Origin of the sequence: Streptomyces sp. NPDC090045 (assembly GCF_044747975.1) — a bacterium.
GTDB lineage: Bacteria > Actinomycetota > Actinomycetes > Streptomycetales > Streptomycetaceae > Streptomyces.
Genome location: NZ_JBIVFA010000003.1, coordinates 251,919 through 267,905 on the forward strand (window position 1 = coordinate 251,919; position 15,987 = coordinate 267,905).

The following is a 15,987-nucleotide window of genomic DNA, read 5'->3' on the forward strand; positions in this document are numbered from 1 at the left end:
AGCGGTCCTGCTGGTGTCGGGGGAACGAGTAGACGTCCACCGTGCGGCGGACCGTGCGAGGTTGGGGCCTTCTGGACTCTCGTGCCGCATCGGTGAAGGTGTGTGCGCTGTACCTCAGGTCGTAGAGGGCCACGGAACGCCAGGGTTTTCCTGACGAGCAGTCGCGTGCACTTCGGCTGCGCGAAGCGGAAATGTGGTGGGCGGTGCGTGTCACGGGACTCCGTTCAGAGCAACCGCCAGGTAGCTCCTGGCGGACTACCTGAAGCCCGTCGGCCCTGTCGCACGTGCGTTTTTCATGAGCGTCACCCTATCTCGCCTCTTCCGTCGGCTGCTTGAGGTGCCTGGAAACCCCGCTCCGACGCGGTCGGCACGGAAGGAAACCCGTGGACGTTGCCCCCACCGTCGTCGGTGCCGACGCGCGCGGCGCGCCGTGCCGCGGGGGTCCGGGCTGTGGTGGGAGGGGGTGGGGAGCGGCCGTTCGGGTGGCTTCACGCCTTCGCAGGCCGCAAGTGCCGTGGGAAGGGCGTCGCTCCGTGCTGTGCTGTGGCCACGGCCCGACGGGGGTCGTACGTGGGCCCGCCCGCTGTGTGCGGGGCAGGTCCGCCCAACAGCTGAGGAGGACTGATGTCGCTCCACCGGAAGGACCGGCGAAGCCGGAGCGTGATCGGCCAACTGCTGGCCTCCGCCGTCATGTTGACCGTGGCCCTGTTGGACGTTTCCGGAGCTCATGCCGCCGCTGTCCACTCCAAACCGAACCCTGACTGGAACGCCATCGCCCGGTGTGAATCCGGCGGGAACTGGCGGGCGAACACCGGCAACGGCCACTACGGCGGATTGCAGTTCACCCAGTCCAGCTGGAAGGCGGCGGGCGGCCGCAAGTACGCACCGCGCGCCGACCTCGCCACGAAGTCGGAGCAGATCGCGACGGCGCGCAGACTCGCCAAGATCCAGGGCATGGGGGCCTGGACCTGCGCACGCCGCCGCTGAAGGCCCAGGCCCCGACGTGAGGAGCGGCGCCGACGGGGATCAGGGGGCCGGGGGGCGCGGGGCGCTGGCCACCCCGGACTCCCGGCCGCTGAGCTCGGCGTCAAGGGTCTCCTGGGCGATGCGCATCGACTCGGCGTACCGCGGCTGGGACATCCGCTGCCAGGCCCGGTCCGGTGCGACCTCCTCGACCCGGCTCGTCACCCACCAGATGTTGCCGAACGGGTCGCGCACCCGGCCGCCCCGGTCCCCCCACGCACTGTCGATGGCCTCGGTGACCACCGTCGCCCCGTGCGCCACGGCGGCGGCCATGGCGGCGTCGGCATCGGGGACGTAGAGGCGCAGCAGCGCGGGCATCACGGGCCAGTCGGGCCTGCGGTCGAAGGCCAGGACGACCGTGTCGCCGACGCGGATCTCGCCGTGGCCGATGGTGCCGTCCTCGAGCGGCACCTGGGCGAGCTCCTCGCCGTCGAAGGCCGCGGTGATGAAGTCGAGCAGCGCGCCGGTGTCGTCGGTGACGACCCACGGTGCGACGCTGGTGTAGCCCTCGGGCGCGGTGTGCTTCATCGGGCCGTCCTCTCTGCCGGTACGTGCTGACGCGACGACAGTACGAGCGAACCAGGTCAGGTTCCGTCCTAGAAGCGCCGGCCGCACGGCTGCACGGCTGTCCGGGTCAGGCCGGCGGGTCCTGGGGTGCCACCACGGTGAAGAGCGCCCCGTCGGGATCGGCGAGGACGATCCACCGGCTCGTACTGGAGGTCTGTACGGGGGAGGCGGTCCTGCCGCCCTGCCGGGTGGCGGCCTCGACCGCGCTCTCGAGGTCCGGCACGCGGAAGTGGACGTGCCAACGGGGGCGCACCTCGGGATCGGGGGCCGCTTCGAGGGCGCCGCCGCTGATGCGGGCGACCGTGTCGTGGCCGTGGCGCAGGACGACGTGGGCGTGCTCGTAGGAGACCGTGCAGCAGGCCGGCCGTTCGCTGCCCCAGTCGAGGACCTCCCCGTAGAAGATGGCCGCGGCGAACGCGTCGCGGGTCCGCAGTTCCAGCCAGGCCGGAGCGCTCCCCCGGCCGACGGACCAGTCGGGGACGACCTCGCCCTGCCAGAAGCCGAAGACGGCCCCCGCGGGGTCCGCCGCCAGGGCGGCTCGTCCGGTGCCGAAGGCCAGGGGGCCGACGGCCATGGTGGCGCCGCGTTCGCGGATCCGTGCGGCGGTCACGTCGGCGTCGTCGACGGCGAAGTACGGCGTCCACACCACCGGCGCGCCGGCGCTCCCGCCCAGGGCGCCGACACCGGCGACGGGAGCCCCGTCGCGGAAGGCGACCATGATGCCGTGCCCCAGGTGCGTGGGACGGAATTCCCAGTCGAGCACGGCGCTGTAGAACCGCTGGGCGGAGCCGAGGTCCCGGGCCAGCAGGCTGACCCAGCACGGGGCACCGAAGATCTCGTGGCTCGACGTCGACACAGCTGCCCGCCTCATCTGCCGCTCAGGGGGACCGGGACCCTTCCACGGTAGACCCGGGCACGGCGCCGGGCCGTGAGCCGCCGTACGGACGGAGCCGGCAGGCGTGGCGCGCGCCGTACGCCATCCGGGACGGGCGGACGCGGTTCTTCGTCCGATCCTCTGAAGATCGACGTGCTTCCGGAGGCCGTCAGGTCTCGCGTCCGGGATGCTCTTCGGGGGGCAGCAGGTCCTTGGCCCTGCGCTCCATCAGGACGGGCAGGTAGGTGCGTACGCGTGCGTACCTGAGCTCTTCGTACGCCGTCTGTACCGAGCTGTGCACCAGCCCGGCGTCCAGTTGAGGGTGCTCCTTCATCAGCCGCTCGGCGACATGACGGATGGCAAGGGCATCCTCCGACTCCGTCATCGAGCACCTCACCCTATTTTCGTCGGGGACCGCTTCCCCCAGTCTCGCGGAGCGGCCCCCGGCCGGGAAGTCGATCTTCCGCCGCTCTGCGCGGCCGTCGGGGGCCCTCGGCGGCCGGAACCCGCCGCGCGGCCCCGGCACCGGGCCGGAGGGCGCCCCGGCCCACCCCGGCCCGCCCCGGTCGCCCCGCGGCGGGCCGGAGCGCAGGATGGAACAGGTGATGACGGTGTTGGTGGTCGGCGTGCCCGACGGCGAGCAGCTTGAGCTGCTGCGTTCGGGCATTCAGCGCAACCCGCACTTCCGCGTCGTGTCGCATGCCCACGATCCCGCAGTGGCGCTCGCGCACGCCCGCGTCCTGCTCCCCGACATCACGGTCATGTCCCTGCCCGCCGGGCTCGACCGGCTCGACGCGGACCCGGCCGTCCTCCGCGTCTTCCACGGGGTGCGCACCCTGGACCCGCCGAGCGGTGTGGTGCTGCGGACGGCCGCCGCCCGTGTGCCCCGTGCGGTATCCGGTCTCGAGGTCGAGGGAGCCGTCCACGTCGTGCGCGAGGGGGACGCCGACGCCCTGATGCGGGCCCTGCGCACGATCGGACTGCGCCGGGCCAGCTGCGACCCCGATCAGATGCCCTGACCCGACGGCGCCCGGGGGACCGGGCTCGAAGACCCCGTGCCGGCCGGGGACTTCACTGGCGGCTCACGGTGCGGGTCACGCCCGTGAGGATGGTGGTGGCCAGCACCCAGCCGGCGATGATCAGGGCGTACGACAGCCACTGGTGCCGGCCGACCGGGGCGAACGCCGTCTCCTGGCCGAAGCTGATGACCGGCAGGAGCAGATCGAGGGTGTAGAACACGGCGTTGAAGCGGGGGGCCTCGCCCGCCTTGATGGGAGCGGGCTGGTCCAGACCGTAGGCGAGCGAGCCGAGGGCCAGGAGGGACAGCAGCCAGACGGCCGCGCGCAACGGGCGGAAGCCGTAGCCGACGACGGCGTCCTGAACGTAGCCCCACAGCCGTCCGTACCACGGGAGCGTGGCGCGCCGGCGGCGCTGCTTGGCGAGCTGGACGAGCCGGGCCGCGTCATCGTCCCCGACGTGCCGGTACGCGGCCGTCAGCTGCTCGTAGAGGTGGGGCTCGTACGGGCCGCCGCCGCGTTCGAGCATCGGAAGACGGCGCCCGGCAGGCTCGTGCGGGGAGAGCACGGTGTACGTGAGACTGCCGAGGAGCACCTGGTCCGGGAGCACCTCCGGGGCGAGGCTCAGGATCTCTATCTGGGACCGCCGCAGATTCAGCGCGCCCTCGACGCGGTTGCCCTCGCCCAGCCAGAGCTCACCGATGACGCAACTGCTGGCCCGCAGAGCCGTGTCGCCCGGATGCGACAGGTCGGCGTGGAGCAGGTCGAGACGGCTCGTGATGCGCGAGCCACGGAGCTCGACCCGACCCCGCGCGCGCATGCGCCGTGCGCGTACGTGGGCTCCGACGTCGAGGTTCTGCGCGTCCAGCGCGGTGCCGCCGGGCGTGTTGAACTCCGCGTCCTGCAGGTTGATCCGTCCCGCGACGGACGCGCCGGTGAGCCGTACCTGTCCGTGCGCGCACATCTCCGGCGCCCAGATGTCCGCCCCGATCGCGGCCTGGTTGAGCTGCAGCACCGGCTCGGAGTCGTCCGCCGCCGTGAACCGCGCCCGCTCCAGGTGCAGCGCCCCGGAGATCTGCGCCCCGCTGAGCCGCACCGGCCCCCGCATGTGACAGTCCGTCATCCGCAGCGCGCTTTCGACGCGCAGGTTCGCCGAGGTGAGGCCCGGCAGGACGGACCCGCTCAGGTCGAGTTCGCGCAACTGGGCGCCGTACAGGTCGGGTACGTCGTCGAACCGGCAGTGGTCCAGCCGGACGGAAACGTCGATCGCGGCGTGCCTCAGGTCCAGTACGCCGACGACTCGCGCTCCCGTGACGACGAGCGCGGCGATCTCCCCCTCCTCCTGCGGGGCCGCGACCAGCAGCCTCCGCAGTACGGACGCCCGTACGGTCCGTTCGGGGCCCCAGGCGTCGCCGGCCGGCGGATCCTCGTCCCCCGCGGTGCGGAAGTCCACGGACTCGCCGCGCGGATAGGCCCGCCACACACGTGCCTCGGCCGGGGACAGGTTGTCGATCTCGCTCACGCGAGGACTCTGACCTGCCCTGTTCGGCCTGTCAACCGACCTCAGTCCTCCTGCGCGTGCTCGGTCCAGGTGCGGAGCTTTTCCGGGTTGCGGACGGCCCAGATGCGGGTGATGCGGTTGCCGGCCAGGCTGAACGCCGCCACGGTGACGGTGGTGCCGGAGTGCTGGGCGACCAGGCCGGGCCGGCCGTTGACCGTGCGTTCCAGGAGGGTCAGCCCGGGTGCCTTGTCGGAGATGTGGATCAGGTACTCGGCGATGCGCGCGCTGCCGACGACCGGGCGCAGGACGGTGCCGACCAGGCCGCCGCCGTCGGCGGTCATCGTGGCGTCGGGGTCGAGGAGGTCGACGAGTGCCTTGATGTCCTTGGCCTCCCACGCCTGCTTGAAGTCCCGTACCAGGACGGCCTGTCCGGCCGCGGGTACGACCGGAGTCCGCGCGGCGTGAACGCGCCGGCGGGCCGAGGAGGCGAGTTGGCGGCAGGCCGCGGGCGTCCGGCCGACGATCTCGGCGACTTCGGCGAAGGGGTAGCGGAAGACGTCGTGCAGGATGAACGCCACGCGTTCGGCCGGCGTCATCGACTCCAGTACGACGAGGAAGGCCATGTTCACCGACTCGTCCAGGGTGATCCGGTCGGCGGGATCGGCCGGTTCGGCGCTGCCGCCTGCCGACCGTCCGCTGAACCACTCGGTGCGGTCGGGCAGCGGCTCGGGTATCCATGCGCCGACGTAGCGTTCGCGCCGGGCCCGTGCCGAGCCGAGCACGTCCAGGCAGATGCGGCTGGCCACCGTCGTCAGCCAGGCGCCGGGCGACTCGATGGCCTCCTGCTGCTGCCGCGACATCGCGTACCAGCGGGTGTAGGTCTCCTGTACGGCGTCCTCGGCCTCGGCCAGGGAACCGAGCATCCGGTAGGCGAGGTTGATCAGCTGCCGCCGCTCGTCGACGACCGCGCTGAGACCCGGCTCGGACCGGTCGTGCCCTGCCTCGGATGGGGTGCTCATGGTTGCGACCGCTCCCTGGTTCTTCTCGTCCGCTTCGGCTCTCACACGTCGACGAAACACCGCGCCGGACAACGAGTTCCGCACCTCGCCTCACATTTCGCGGCCCTGTGTCGTCGGACTGACGAGACACTACCGATCCACCGCCGCGAGGCAGATGAGGGGGGCCGCGTCATGGCCACACAGACGACGGCAGTACAGGGCAGAATCACGTTCACGCAGGTTTCGATCGCCCTGCAGACCTTGGCGATCTTCTTCCAGGCGGCAACCGCCGGACTCCTGCTGTCCTCGTCGTTCGGCGCGACACTGCACGACGTCGGCTCACGCGTGATGTACGGCGCAACGATGCTGTACGTGCTCGCCGCGGTCCTCGCCTGGCGGCCGGGCGGCGGCTCGCCCCGCCCCATCCTGTACGCGTCCGGCTTCCTCGTCCTCGCATCGGTGCAGGTGGTGCTGGGCATCGCGCACATGCCGTCGCTCCATGTCCCCCTGGGCATCCTGATGTTCGGCCTGAGCATGCTGGACCTGGGCCGGGTGCTCTCCGCCCGCCTGCAGGAACGCGCCGGCGGGCGGGCGTAGCGGCCACGGACGCGCCGGCACCCTGCCCGCGGGGATCGGGCAGGGCGCCGGCGTACGGGGCGGGGACCGTCAGGTGCCCAGGGCGGAGCCGCGCCACTGCTGGTTGGTGTGGCTCGGGGCGCAGTCCCAGATGCCGAGGCGGGCGCCGTTGCCGGTGGCCCAGCCCAGGGCGTCGAGGCACTTGCCGGAGTGGACGCTGCGCAGCAGGCCGCCGGGCAGCTGCTCCCACTTCTGGTTGGTGCCCTGGTGGCAGCTGTTGAGGCCGAGGAGGGAGCCGTTCTCGGTCTTCGCGTACTGCACGTCGAGACACTTGCCGAGCGCGCGGACCGTGCCGTCGGCCTCCAGCTTCCACAGCTGCGCCGGGGTGCCGTTGCAGTCGTAGAGCTGGATCGGGGTGCCGTCGGCGGTCTTGGCGCCCTTCACGTCCATGCACTTGCCGGAGTGCACACCGACGATCTGCCCGGAGCCGGGGGGCGGCGGCGGGACGCAGTAGATCTCCAGACTCACCTGGTAGTAGCCGCCGTTGCCGACCGGGGCGGCCACGGGACCCGCCGAGCGGGAGCAGTTGCCCGCCGGGTAGCCCTCCTGCGTGGCCTGGGCGTACGCACTGTTCCAGGCGGCGTCGGTGGCGATGTTGAGCGGGCCGTAGCCGGCGCCCAGGAAGTACTTGGGTGCGGTGGGGGCCGACGCCGCGGCGGCGGTCGCGGCGGGGGCTGCCGTCGCCGAGGCGGCCGCCGGTCCGGCGACGAGCGTCGCGGCGGCCAGGAAGGTCGCGGCCGTGGTCGACAGCCATCGAGCCAACTTCACGAGGGGTCCTTTCACAAGGGGACGGAACGGGGGAACCGCCGGGCCCGCGGTGGTCACGACCCTAGCCACGGGACGCCGCCGCGAAGTCTCACCGAGGTATCAACTCCGGCCGCCGAACGTCCTGTTCCGGCCGTGACGCGAAGTGATCACCCTGGGTATCGTTCCGGGACCGTGGAGACCACCGATGATCTCGCCCGGCTGCGGGCCGCCGTGGACACGCACGCCCTGGTCAACCTGACCGGCGGGCTGGGCAGCGGGAAGAGCCGGCTGGCCCGGCGGCTGCCCGTCGCGGCGGCCGTCGACCTCGCCGCGGACGGCGGCCTCGCAGGGGTGCGGGAGCTCGCCGCGCAGCCGGGCGGTCTGCTGCTCGTCGACAGCGTGGACGGGCCCGGCCGGGCCGTGGCGGTCGCGGCGGCACTGGACCCGGCCGGCGGTGTACCCGGGCCGGCCCCGTCCGGTCTGCTCAGGCCCGTGCTCCTGGTGAGCAGGCTCCCGCTGCGGGCGGCCGCCGACTGGGGCGAGCGGGCCCCGGTGACCGTCGCGCTGGGCCCCCGGCCCGCGGCGGCCGTCGAGGCCCGGGCCCGGGCGGCGGGCGTCACCGACCCGGAGGCCGTGGCCCTCGTGGTCCGGCTGGCCGGCGGGGTACCTCTGCTCGCGGATCTCGCCTGCCGTGCCCTGCACCTGGGGATCGCCCCCGACGCGCCCGGGGCGGTCGCCGACCGGATGGCCGGCGAGGTGCTGGAGCGGCTCGGGCGCGAACGCCCCGGGCAGCGCTGGCGCCACGCGCTGCGCCTCCTGGCGACCGTACGGACCGGGGACGAGCGGCTGCTGGCCGGCGGGCCCCAGCTGTTCGAGACCCTGGCGGGGCTGAGCCTGGTACGCCGGGAGCGGCTCGGGCTGACCGTCCTGGAGCCGTACCGCAGCCTGTTCGAGACGGCGTACCGGTGGCGCCGCCCCCAGGCGTACGAGGAGGTGCGCACGCGTGCGGCGGGCTACCGGCGGGCGCTGCTCGCCGAGCGGCCGCCGGGTCCGCAGGAGCGGGCCGGACTGGTGGAGGAGGGGCTGTTCCTGACGGGGGACCCGTTGCTGCGGACCACCCTCTTCCCGCCGGCCGAGGAGTTCTCGCGGATCGGGCCCGCCCTGGCCGGCGAGGCCGACGACATCGGCCGGCTGATGCACCGGTGGGCGGTGCGGGGCGGCTTCGACGTGCGGCGCTCCGAGCGGATCGTGGAGCGCTGGCTCGACGACGGCCCCGCCGCGTTCCGGCTGGCCCGGGACCGGGAGGGCCGGCCGGTCGGGCTCGCCGCGCTGCTGCCGGTCGGCGCGGACACGGAGGCGGGGATCGAGCCCCTGCTCCAGCAGCACGCGGCGGACCTGCTCGGCGGCACCGGCTCCGGCGGGCTGTTCCTCGGGGCCGCGTACGGTGCGGATCCGGTGGTGCACGCGCAGATCCTGCGGGACATCCTCGGGCAGGCCGTACGGGCCGGGCACCTGGTGGTGTCCACCGCCAGCCCGGACTACCAGGCGCTGCTGCACACCCTGAGCTTCCGGCCGCACGGCGGCATCCGCGACGACGTCTACCGGTGCGGGCGCCGGCCCGAGGTCTACAGCCACGACTTCGGCGCGGCCGGACTGCCGGGGTGGATGGGCGCACTGACGCCGCCCGGGGCGGGCCGGCCGGCCGAGGGGCCCGGGGGACGGGAGACGTCCGGGCCGGACGCACCCGTGCACGACGTACCGGTGCTGGTGGCGCGGGCGCTGGCCCGCCTCGGCGATCCCGCGGAGCTGGCGCGCAGCCCGCTGCTGGACCGTCCCGGGATCGGGTCGCCCGCCGGGCTGCGGGTCTGGCTGCGGGACGCGGTGGCGGAGCTGGCCGCGGCCGAGGCCCCGGCCGACGCGGAGGCGGGGGCGATCCTCCAGGCGTACTACCTCGGCCGGTCCCGGACGCACCATCAGGTGGCCCGGCGACTGCACCTGAGCCGGGCCACCTACTTCCGCAGACTGCGGCGCGGGCTCGCTCTCGTGGCGGCCCGGCTGCCGGTCCGTACCGGATGACGAGACGCGTGGCCGGTCCCTGGGACGGGGGTGAGGACCGGCCATATCAGTGGCGGAATATGTACCTTAATTGGATCACGGCATCGTGCTTGGATGGCGCCGCCGCAGTAATTCGTTTACGGATGAACGGCTTTGGCGAACCGGCGGTAACTCCTCGAAGCGCCCAGGTTACGGAGAAGGGAGAAAAAGCCGACGGGTGCGAAATGGGCCATCCCGCGGCTCGACTTCCACAAGATCCGTTATGTAGTGTTCCACTTATTCACCGCCCAACGGGGGCGGACGGCAACTGAGGCCTTGGTCCGGACTATTTCCGGAGTGTGACGGGCCCCGGAGAACCGGCAGACCACCGCCCCCGCCGCGCTCCCTACAGGGGGAATGCGTGTCCCGACACGGGGGATCAATCATCCGGTTCCAGCTTTTGGGGCCTTTGAGCATTGCGCACGGCCCCGAAACCGTCGTTCTCAAACCGTCCAAGCCGACCAGTCTTCTCGCCGCACTTCTGCTGCATCCGGGCGTCGTCGTGTCGACCACCTACCTGCTGCGCGCCGTATGGGACGAAGAACCGCCCGCCACGGCCCGCGCCGCACTGCAGACATGTGTCCTCCGGCTGCGCCGGCTATTCGCCAAGTACGGGATATCCGCGACCACCATAGAGGCCGTTCCCGGCGGATACCGGATGCACAACGACACCGAGACCCTCGATCTCGTGCTGTTCCGCACGCTCACGGCCCAGGCCGCGTCGGCGGCCGGCCCGGGGGAGGAGCTCTACCGGCTCAGGGAGGCGCTGTCGCTCTGGCGCGGGCAGCCGCTCGCCAACGTGGCCTCGCGCATGCTCCAGCAGGACGCGGTGCCCGCGCTCGAACAGGAGCGGCTACGGGTCCTGGAACGGGTCTGCGACCTCGAACTGGCCGCCGGCAACTGCCACCAGGTCCTCGTCGACCTGTACGAGAGCGCACGCCGGCACCCGGTGCGCGAACGCTTCACCGAGCAGCTCGTCGAGGCCCTCTACCGCACCGGGCGGCAGGCCGAGGCGCTCGCCGAGTGCCGCACGGTGCGCGACCGGCTGCGCGACGAACTGGGCATCGACCCGGGCCCGGGGCTGCGGCGACTGGAACTCGCCATCCTGCGCGCCGAGGACCTGGCACCCGCCCCGCCGGAGCCCCCGCGCGCGGTGACCACGGCCGAGGCCCCCGCGCTGACCGCCGGAGCGGCAGCCACCGCACGGCCGGGCCCGGCGGTGCTCCCCGTACCGGCCTTCGCCGGGCGCGAGAGCGACCGTACGGCCATGGCCGCACGGCTCACCGCGGCCGACGGGCCACGCCTGGTCGTCGTCTCGGGGGCGCCCGGCATCGGCAAGTCGGCGCTGGCCCACCAGACCGCGTACGAGGTGCGGGAGGCCTTCCCCGGCGGGGTGTTCACCGTCCGGCTGGCCCGGCCGGACGGGACCGCGGTCGCCGTCGAGGAGGCGTCCCGCCTGCTGCCCGAGCCCGGCGCCGGGCGGCGGCTGATCGTCCTGGACGGTGCGGCCGGCGCCTGGCAGGTACTGCCCCTGTTGCCCGCGGCGGGGGACGCGTCCGTCCTCGTGACCAGCAGGCGCGGCCTCGCGGCGGTCGTCGCCACGCACGGCGGCGCGGTGCACCGGCTCGACGTGCTGCGGCCCGCCGAGGCGTACGGGCTCCTCGCCGGGCTCGTGGGCGCCGAGCGGATCGCGGCCGAGCCGGCCGCCGCCCGGCGACTGGCCACCGTGTGCGGGCACTTCCCGCTCGCCCTGCGCATCGCCGCGGGACGGCTGCTCACCCGGCCCGGCCTGTCGGTCGCGGACGGCGCGGCCTGGCTCGCGGAGGATCCCCCCGCGCGGCTGGCCCTCGCGGAGGACGCCCGGCTCTCGGTGCCCGAGGTGCTGGGGCAGGCGCTCGACGGGCTGGCCCCGGAGCTGCGGGAGGCGTTCCTCCGGCTGGGCGCACGCTCCGCGGACGACGACCCGTCGGCCGAGGAGAGCGAATCCGTACTCGAACAGCTCGTGGAGGCCGGGCTGTTGGAGGACGGACCGCCCGGCCCGTACCGCCTCCACGACTTCCTCCGCATCTACGCGCGTTGGCACGTCCGCATGCGCAAGTCGCCCGCCCCCGCGGCACCCACGGCCGCTGCCGTTGCCGCACCCCGCTGACCCGAACCCACCGGCCCCGCCCGCACCTCCCCTCTCCCCGCCTCACCCTCCCTCCCTCGACGATCCCGCCCAGACCGCACTCAGGGGTGCCCCCATGGCTCACGCCAGCTACCAAGCCGTTGCCGCGACCCGTCCCCGGATCCGCCGGGACGTGCTGTTCACCGAGACGCCGGACGGCGTGCTGTTCCACAACGCGGACGGCGGTTTCCGCCTCACGGCCAAGTCCGCGTACCGCTTCGCGACGCTGATCGTCCCCCACCTCACCGGCGAGCACTCGGTCGCCGACCTGTGCCGGGGCCTCGGCGAGGCGCAGCGGACGATGGTCGGCGACCTCGTGCGGACCCTGTACGAACGGGACTTCGCCCGGCCCGTCACCACCCCCGCCGCACCCGCGGCCGGGCAGGCGGTGCCCGCTCCGGACGTGGCCCGCCGGTACGCCCCGCAGATCGCCTACGCCGACCACTACGCCGACGACGCCGAGGCACGGTTCCTGCGCTTCCGGGAGACCCGGGTGGCCGTGCTCGGCGAGGACGACGTGGCCCGCTGGTGCGCGTCGAGCCTGATACGCAACGGCTGCGCGGCCGTCGGCGTCCTGCCGGGCCTCGACACCTCGGCGCTCGACGAGGAGGCCGCGGAAGCCGTCGCCGACGGCTGCCCGGTCGAGATCCGCACGCTGCTCCCGGCCGCCGGCCGGGAACCCACCTGGTCCGAACTGGCCGACTACGACCTCGTGGTGGTCACCGGCGGCCGGAGCGCCCCCGCCCGGCTGCTGCCGCTGCTGCGCGCCGGGATCCCGGCCGGCCGCACCCTCCTGCCGGCCTGGTCCTACGGCTCCGACGCCGTGATCGGCCCCCTCATGGCCTCCGGCACCCCCGGCTGCTGGACCTGCGCCGCGCTCCGGCTCGGCGCCGCCGCGGGCCGCGACACCGCCGCCGCGGCCGAGCTGTGGAGCGCACTGGCCCTGCCCGGCGGACCCGCGGCGGCCGGACCGGAGCCGGGGCGGCCGCTGGCCGCGATGATCGGCAACCTCCTGGGGTACGAGGTCTTCCGCACCACCTCGGGAGCCCTGCCCGCCGAGACCGCGGGCCAGGTGATCGTGCAGGACATGGCCTCGCTGGACGTCACGGCGGAGCCGCTCCTCGCCCACCCGCGGTGCCCGTTCTGCACGCCGGACGAGGAGGCGGCGCGCGCGGCCGTGGCGCCCGTGGACCTTTCCGCGGCAGGCACCACCGGCGCGCCCGCCCTGCCCACCCTGGAGACCGCGCGCGAAGCGGACGCCCTGGTCGAGGAGTTGAACCGGCGCTCCGCACTCGTCCGTCCGTGCACCGGCGTGTTCACGCGCTACGCGGACGAGCCGCTCACCCAGCTCCCCCTCAAGCTCAGCGTGGTGGAACTGGGCATCGGCCACGCCGGCCCCCGGTCGATCGCAGCCTTCGACGTCCACCACGTCGCCGGGGCGCGGATGCGCGCGCTGGACGCCGCGGCCGTGGTCTACGCCGAGCACGTCGTCCCCGCCCACGGTGTCGTGGCCCGGGCCGAAGGGGCGGTCGCGGAGGGCTCGCTGACCGTCGCCTCCGGTCTGCCCGGCACGGCCGGCGCCTGGCAGCAGGCCGTCTCGCTCGTCACGAAGGAGCCCGCGCTGGTTCCCGCGGGTGCGGTCCGCCCCTTCGGGCCGCACAACGGCGACCGGCTCTTCGAGCGCACCCGGGCCGGCGCCGGCGCCGGCCCCTCGCCCGCCGACGCGGCCGCCGCGGGCCTGCTGTCCGCCCTGGCCCACGACGCCCTGCTGCGGGCGGTGCGCGGGGCCGCGGCCGCGCCCGTACCGCTGACGGACGAGACGCCCGATGCCGAACTCGCCTTCCTCGTACGGTCGGCGGAGCGCCTGGGGCTGCCCATCGAGCTGCTGGACCTCGGCGAGGGCGGACGCTCCGGGGTGCAGGTGCTGCTCGCGCGGGCGGGGGAGCGCTGGGCCGTGGGCGCGCACCTGGACCGGCAGGCGGCCGTGGTGGCCGCGCTGCGGGAGCTGCTGGGCGCCGTGCAGTACGAGCGGGACGACGCCGCGCCCGGCGGACCGGCCGACACCGGCGATCCGCTGCTGCGGGACCTCGACGCGCGCACGCTCACGGTGTCCGCCGACGCCCGGCCCGTCGGCGGCGGGGAGGCCGCCGACTGGTCCGAGGTGCTGGACCGGCTGCGGGCGACGGGCCGTGACGCCTACGCCGTCCCCACCGGGGCCGCGGACCTGGCCTCGGCCGGACTGCACACCGCCAGAGTCCTGCTCACCACCGCCGCGCAGGAGCCGGGCGATGACCACTGATCCACTGACCACCGATCCGCCGACCACTGAACCACTGACCACCGATCCACTGACCGCCGGTCCGCTGGCCAGGGACCCGCTGACCGCCGATCCGCTGCACACGTCCCCGCGGGCCGCCGGCCGGCTGACCGTCGGTCCCGAGGTCGCCGACGCCCTCGGCCCGGACGCGGCGGCCCGCTTCACCGCGCTGCTGGAACGCGCCCTCGGCCTGCTCGACGGTCCGCGGGTGACGCTGGCCGCCCTCGGGTTCGGCGACGCCTTCACCCGGCCCGCCCCCGCGGCGGAGGACGACGCGGCCGTCCCCGTGCACCTGTACGGCCACCAGGCGGTCCTCGGGCAGCCCGGGGGCTGTGCCCGGTGTCTGGAACGCCGCTGGCAGGCGGTACGGTCCGTCGCGCTCCGCGACGCCCTGGAACTCGGCGGCGGCACGCGGGCCGCCGGAGACTCGCCGTACGCGCATCCCTTCGCCGCCGACGCGCTGGCCGCCCTGATCGCGGCGACCGCCGGGCCGCGGCCCGGACCCCCGACCCCGGGAGTCTTTCCCGAGGTCCGGCTGCTGGATCTGCGGACCGGCTGCGTCCGCAGGTACCCGCTGGTCCCCGACCCCGAGTGCCCGGCGTGCGCCGCGCCGGGGGAGGACACCGCCGAAGGGGCCGTGCCGGAGCTGGCGCCCGCGCCGAAGTACCGGCCCGGGGTCTTCCGTACCCGCCCCGTCGAGTCGTACGGCATCGACGTGGCGGCCTTCGCGAACCCGCTGTGCGGCGCGCTGGGACCCTCCCTCGTCCAGGACGTCTCCTCCACCTCCACCTCCGCGACCATCGGCTGCTTCTCGATGCGCTCGGGCGCGTACCTGCGCGAGACGTTCTGGGGCGGCCACACCGACTCCTTCGCGCGCAGCGCGCACGTGGGGGTGCTGGAGGGGCTGGAGCGCTACGCCGGGATGCGGGCGCGGGCGCGGACCACGAGCGTCACCGGCTCGCTGAACCGGTTCGGGGCCGACGCGGTCGACCCGCGGCAGGTGGGGCTGTACAGCGAGGCCTTCCACCGGGAGAACCCGCGCGTGCGGCCCTTCGACCCGGACCGGGAGATCGCCTGGGTGTGGGGCTGGTCGCTGCGCGACCGGGTGCCCCGCCTGGTGCCCGAGATCCTGACGTACTATCACGCGCCCGGCCTGGAGAACCGGTTCGTACAGGAGAGCTCCAACGGCTGCGCCTCCGGCGGCAGTACGGCCGAGGCCGTCTACTTCGGGCTGATGGAGGTCGTGGAACGCGACGCCTTCCTGCTCACCTGGTACGGGCAGCAGCCGCTCCCCGAGATCGACCCGGCGAGCAGCTCCCGGCCGTCGACCCGCGCGATGGTCGACCGGCTGGCGATGTACGGCTACCGGGCCCGGTTCTTCGACACCCGGATCACCTTCCCGATCCCCGTCGTGACGGCGGTGGCCGAGCGGTTCGACGGCGGCCCCGGCCGGATGTGCTTCGGGGCGGGAGCCGGTCTCGACCCCGAGTCCGCCCTGGACTCGGCGCTCTGCGAGATCGCCACGGACGCCGTCAACCTGCCCGGGCGCACCGAGCGCGACGAGGCCCGGCTGCGCGCCATGGCGGCCGACTTCGGCCTGGTCACGGCGCTGCACGACCATCCGCTCGTGTACGGGATCCCGGAGATGGGCCGGCACGCGGACTTCCTGCTGCGCCCGCCCGGCCGGGAGCAGGAGCGCCCGCGAACGGTGGCCGAGCTGCGGTGGCCCGACGCACGGGGCTCCGCCGCGTCCGAGGACGTGCGCACGGATCTGGAGCGGTGCGTGTCGGCGGTGACGGCCGAGGGCTTCGACGTCGTGGTCGTCGACCAGACGATGCCCGAGCAGCGGACCCTCGGCCTGCACACCGTGAGCGTGCTCGTCCCCGGGCTGCTCCCCATCGACTTCGGGTGGTCCCGGCAGCGGGCCCTCGGCATGCCGCGGATGCGGACGGCCCTGTTCACCGCCGGGCTGCGCGAGCGCGCGCTGGAGCCCGGCGACCTGAACCCGGCCCCCCACCCCTTCCCCTGACCCGGCCGCCGCCACCGG

General features: G+C 74.2%; 13 protein-coding genes. 7 read left to right on the forward strand and 6 right to left on the reverse strand.

Annotated elements, in window-relative coordinates:
- Positions 1 to 624: 624 nt before the first annotated feature.
- Positions 625 to 987, forward strand: a complete 363-nt coding sequence (locus ACIPYQ_RS10130; protein WP_362240646.1) for a transglycosylase family protein — start codon at positions 625 to 627, stop codon at positions 985 to 987.
- Between the two features lie 39 nt (positions 988 to 1,026).
- Here ACIPYQ_RS10130 and ACIPYQ_RS10135 read toward each other — a convergent pair whose 3' ends face one another.
- From ACIPYQ_RS10135 to ACIPYQ_RS10145, 3 genes are all read right to left on the reverse strand, one after another.
- Positions 1,027 to 1,551: a VOC family protein gene (locus ACIPYQ_RS10135; protein ID WP_401248310.1), complete on the reverse strand. Its 525-nt coding sequence runs from the start codon at positions 1,549 to 1,551 to the stop codon at positions 1,027 to 1,029.
- 106 nt (positions 1,552 to 1,657) lie between these two features.
- Entirely contained in the window at positions 1,658 to 2,395 is a 738-nt protein-coding gene (locus ACIPYQ_RS10140; RefSeq protein ID WP_401249333.1) for a VOC family protein, read from the reverse strand.
- A 238-nt stretch (positions 2,396 to 2,633) separates the two neighbouring features.
- Complete coding sequence (locus tag ACIPYQ_RS10145) at positions 2,634 to 2,849, reverse strand: three-helix bundle dimerization domain-containing protein (RefSeq protein ID WP_401248313.1); 216 nt, start codon at positions 2,847 to 2,849, stop codon at positions 2,634 to 2,636.
- Between the two features lie 220 nt (positions 2,850 to 3,069).
- On the opposite strand from ACIPYQ_RS10145, the gene ACIPYQ_RS10150 reads away from it, so the two are divergent.
- Complete coding sequence (locus ACIPYQ_RS10150; protein ID WP_401248315.1) at positions 3,070 to 3,483, forward strand: hypothetical protein; 414 nt, start codon at positions 3,070 to 3,072, stop codon at positions 3,481 to 3,483.
- A gap of 52 nt (positions 3,484 to 3,535) precedes the next feature.
- On the opposite strand, the gene ACIPYQ_RS10155 is transcribed toward ACIPYQ_RS10150, so the two are convergent.
- Both ACIPYQ_RS10155 and sigJ read right to left on the reverse strand, forming a co-directional pair.
- On the reverse strand, positions 3,536 to 5,002 hold the full coding sequence (locus ACIPYQ_RS10155; RefSeq protein WP_401248318.1) for a pentapeptide repeat-containing protein: 1,467 nt from the start codon (positions 5,000 to 5,002) through the stop codon (positions 3,536 to 3,538).
- A gap of 41 nt (positions 5,003 to 5,043) precedes the next feature.
- Complete coding sequence (gene sigJ, locus ACIPYQ_RS10160; RefSeq protein WP_401248321.1) at positions 5,044 to 6,000, reverse strand: RNA polymerase sigma factor SigJ; 957 nt, start codon at positions 5,998 to 6,000, stop codon at positions 5,044 to 5,046.
- A gap of 171 nt (positions 6,001 to 6,171) precedes the next feature.
- Here sigJ and ACIPYQ_RS10165 point away from each other — a divergent pair, with 171 nt between their 5' ends.
- Complete coding sequence (locus ACIPYQ_RS10165; protein ID WP_361762900.1) at positions 6,172 to 6,576, forward strand: hypothetical protein; 405 nt, start codon at positions 6,172 to 6,174, stop codon at positions 6,574 to 6,576.
- Positions 6,577 to 6,645: 69 nt separating this feature from the next.
- On the opposite strand, the gene ACIPYQ_RS10170 is transcribed toward ACIPYQ_RS10165, so the two are convergent.
- On the reverse strand, positions 6,646 to 7,383 hold the full coding sequence (locus ACIPYQ_RS10170; RefSeq protein WP_401248324.1) for a ricin-type beta-trefoil lectin domain protein: 738 nt from the start codon (positions 7,381 to 7,383) through the stop codon (positions 6,646 to 6,648).
- Between the two features lie 171 nt (positions 7,384 to 7,554).
- Between ACIPYQ_RS10170 and ACIPYQ_RS10175 the strand changes: the two genes are divergently transcribed.
- From ACIPYQ_RS10175 to ACIPYQ_RS10190, 4 genes are all read left to right on the forward strand, one after another.
- Positions 7,555 to 9,438 carry a hypothetical protein gene (locus ACIPYQ_RS10175; protein WP_401248327.1) on the forward strand — a complete coding sequence of 628 codons (1,884 nt, stop codon included), beginning with the start codon at positions 7,555 to 7,557 and terminating at the stop codon, positions 9,436 to 9,438.
- 427 nt (positions 9,439 to 9,865) lie between these two features.
- Positions 9,866 to 11,605 (forward strand): BTAD domain-containing putative transcriptional regulator, encoded by a 1,740-nt coding sequence (locus ACIPYQ_RS10180; protein WP_401248329.1) that lies wholly within the window; start codon positions 9,866 to 9,868, stop codon positions 11,603 to 11,605.
- Positions 11,606 to 11,699: 94 nt separating this feature from the next.
- Positions 11,700 to 13,922, forward strand: a complete 2,223-nt coding sequence (locus tag ACIPYQ_RS10185; protein WP_401248332.1) for a TOMM precursor leader peptide-binding protein — start codon at positions 11,700 to 11,702, stop codon at positions 13,920 to 13,922.
- 79 nt (positions 13,923 to 14,001) lie between these two features.
- Positions 14,002 to 15,969, forward strand: a complete 1,968-nt coding sequence (locus tag ACIPYQ_RS10190; protein ID WP_401249336.1) for a TOMM precursor leader peptide-binding protein — start codon at positions 14,002 to 14,004, stop codon at positions 15,967 to 15,969.
- The last annotated feature ends 18 nt before the right edge of the window (positions 15,970 to 15,987 follow it).

What these genes read in the sequence shown, in the direction of transcription:
- ACIPYQ_RS10130 (WP_362240646.1), top strand. Translation starts at nt 625, where the DNA reads ATGTCGCTCCACCGGAAGGACCGGCGAAGCCGGAGCGTGATCGGCCAA.
- ACIPYQ_RS10135 (WP_401248310.1), bottom strand. Translation starts at nt 1,551, where the DNA reads ATGAAGCACACCGCGCCCGAGGGCTACACCAGCGTCGCACCGTGGGTC.
- ACIPYQ_RS10145 (WP_401248313.1), bottom strand. Translation starts at nt 2,849, where the DNA reads ATGACGGAGTCGGAGGATGCCCTTGCCATCCGTCATGTCGCCGAGCGG.
- ACIPYQ_RS10150 (WP_401248315.1), top strand. Translation starts at nt 3,070, where the DNA reads ATGACGGTGTTGGTGGTCGGCGTGCCCGACGGCGAGCAGCTTGAGCTG.
- sigJ (WP_401248321.1), bottom strand. Translation starts at nt 6,000, where the DNA reads ATGAGCACCCCATCCGAGGCAGGGCACGACCGGTCCGAGCCGGGTCTC.
- ACIPYQ_RS10165 (WP_361762900.1), top strand. Translation starts at nt 6,172, where the DNA reads ATGGCCACACAGACGACGGCAGTACAGGGCAGAATCACGTTCACGCAG.
- ACIPYQ_RS10185 (WP_401248332.1), top strand. Translation starts at nt 11,700, where the DNA reads ATGGCTCACGCCAGCTACCAAGCCGTTGCCGCGACCCGTCCCCGGATC.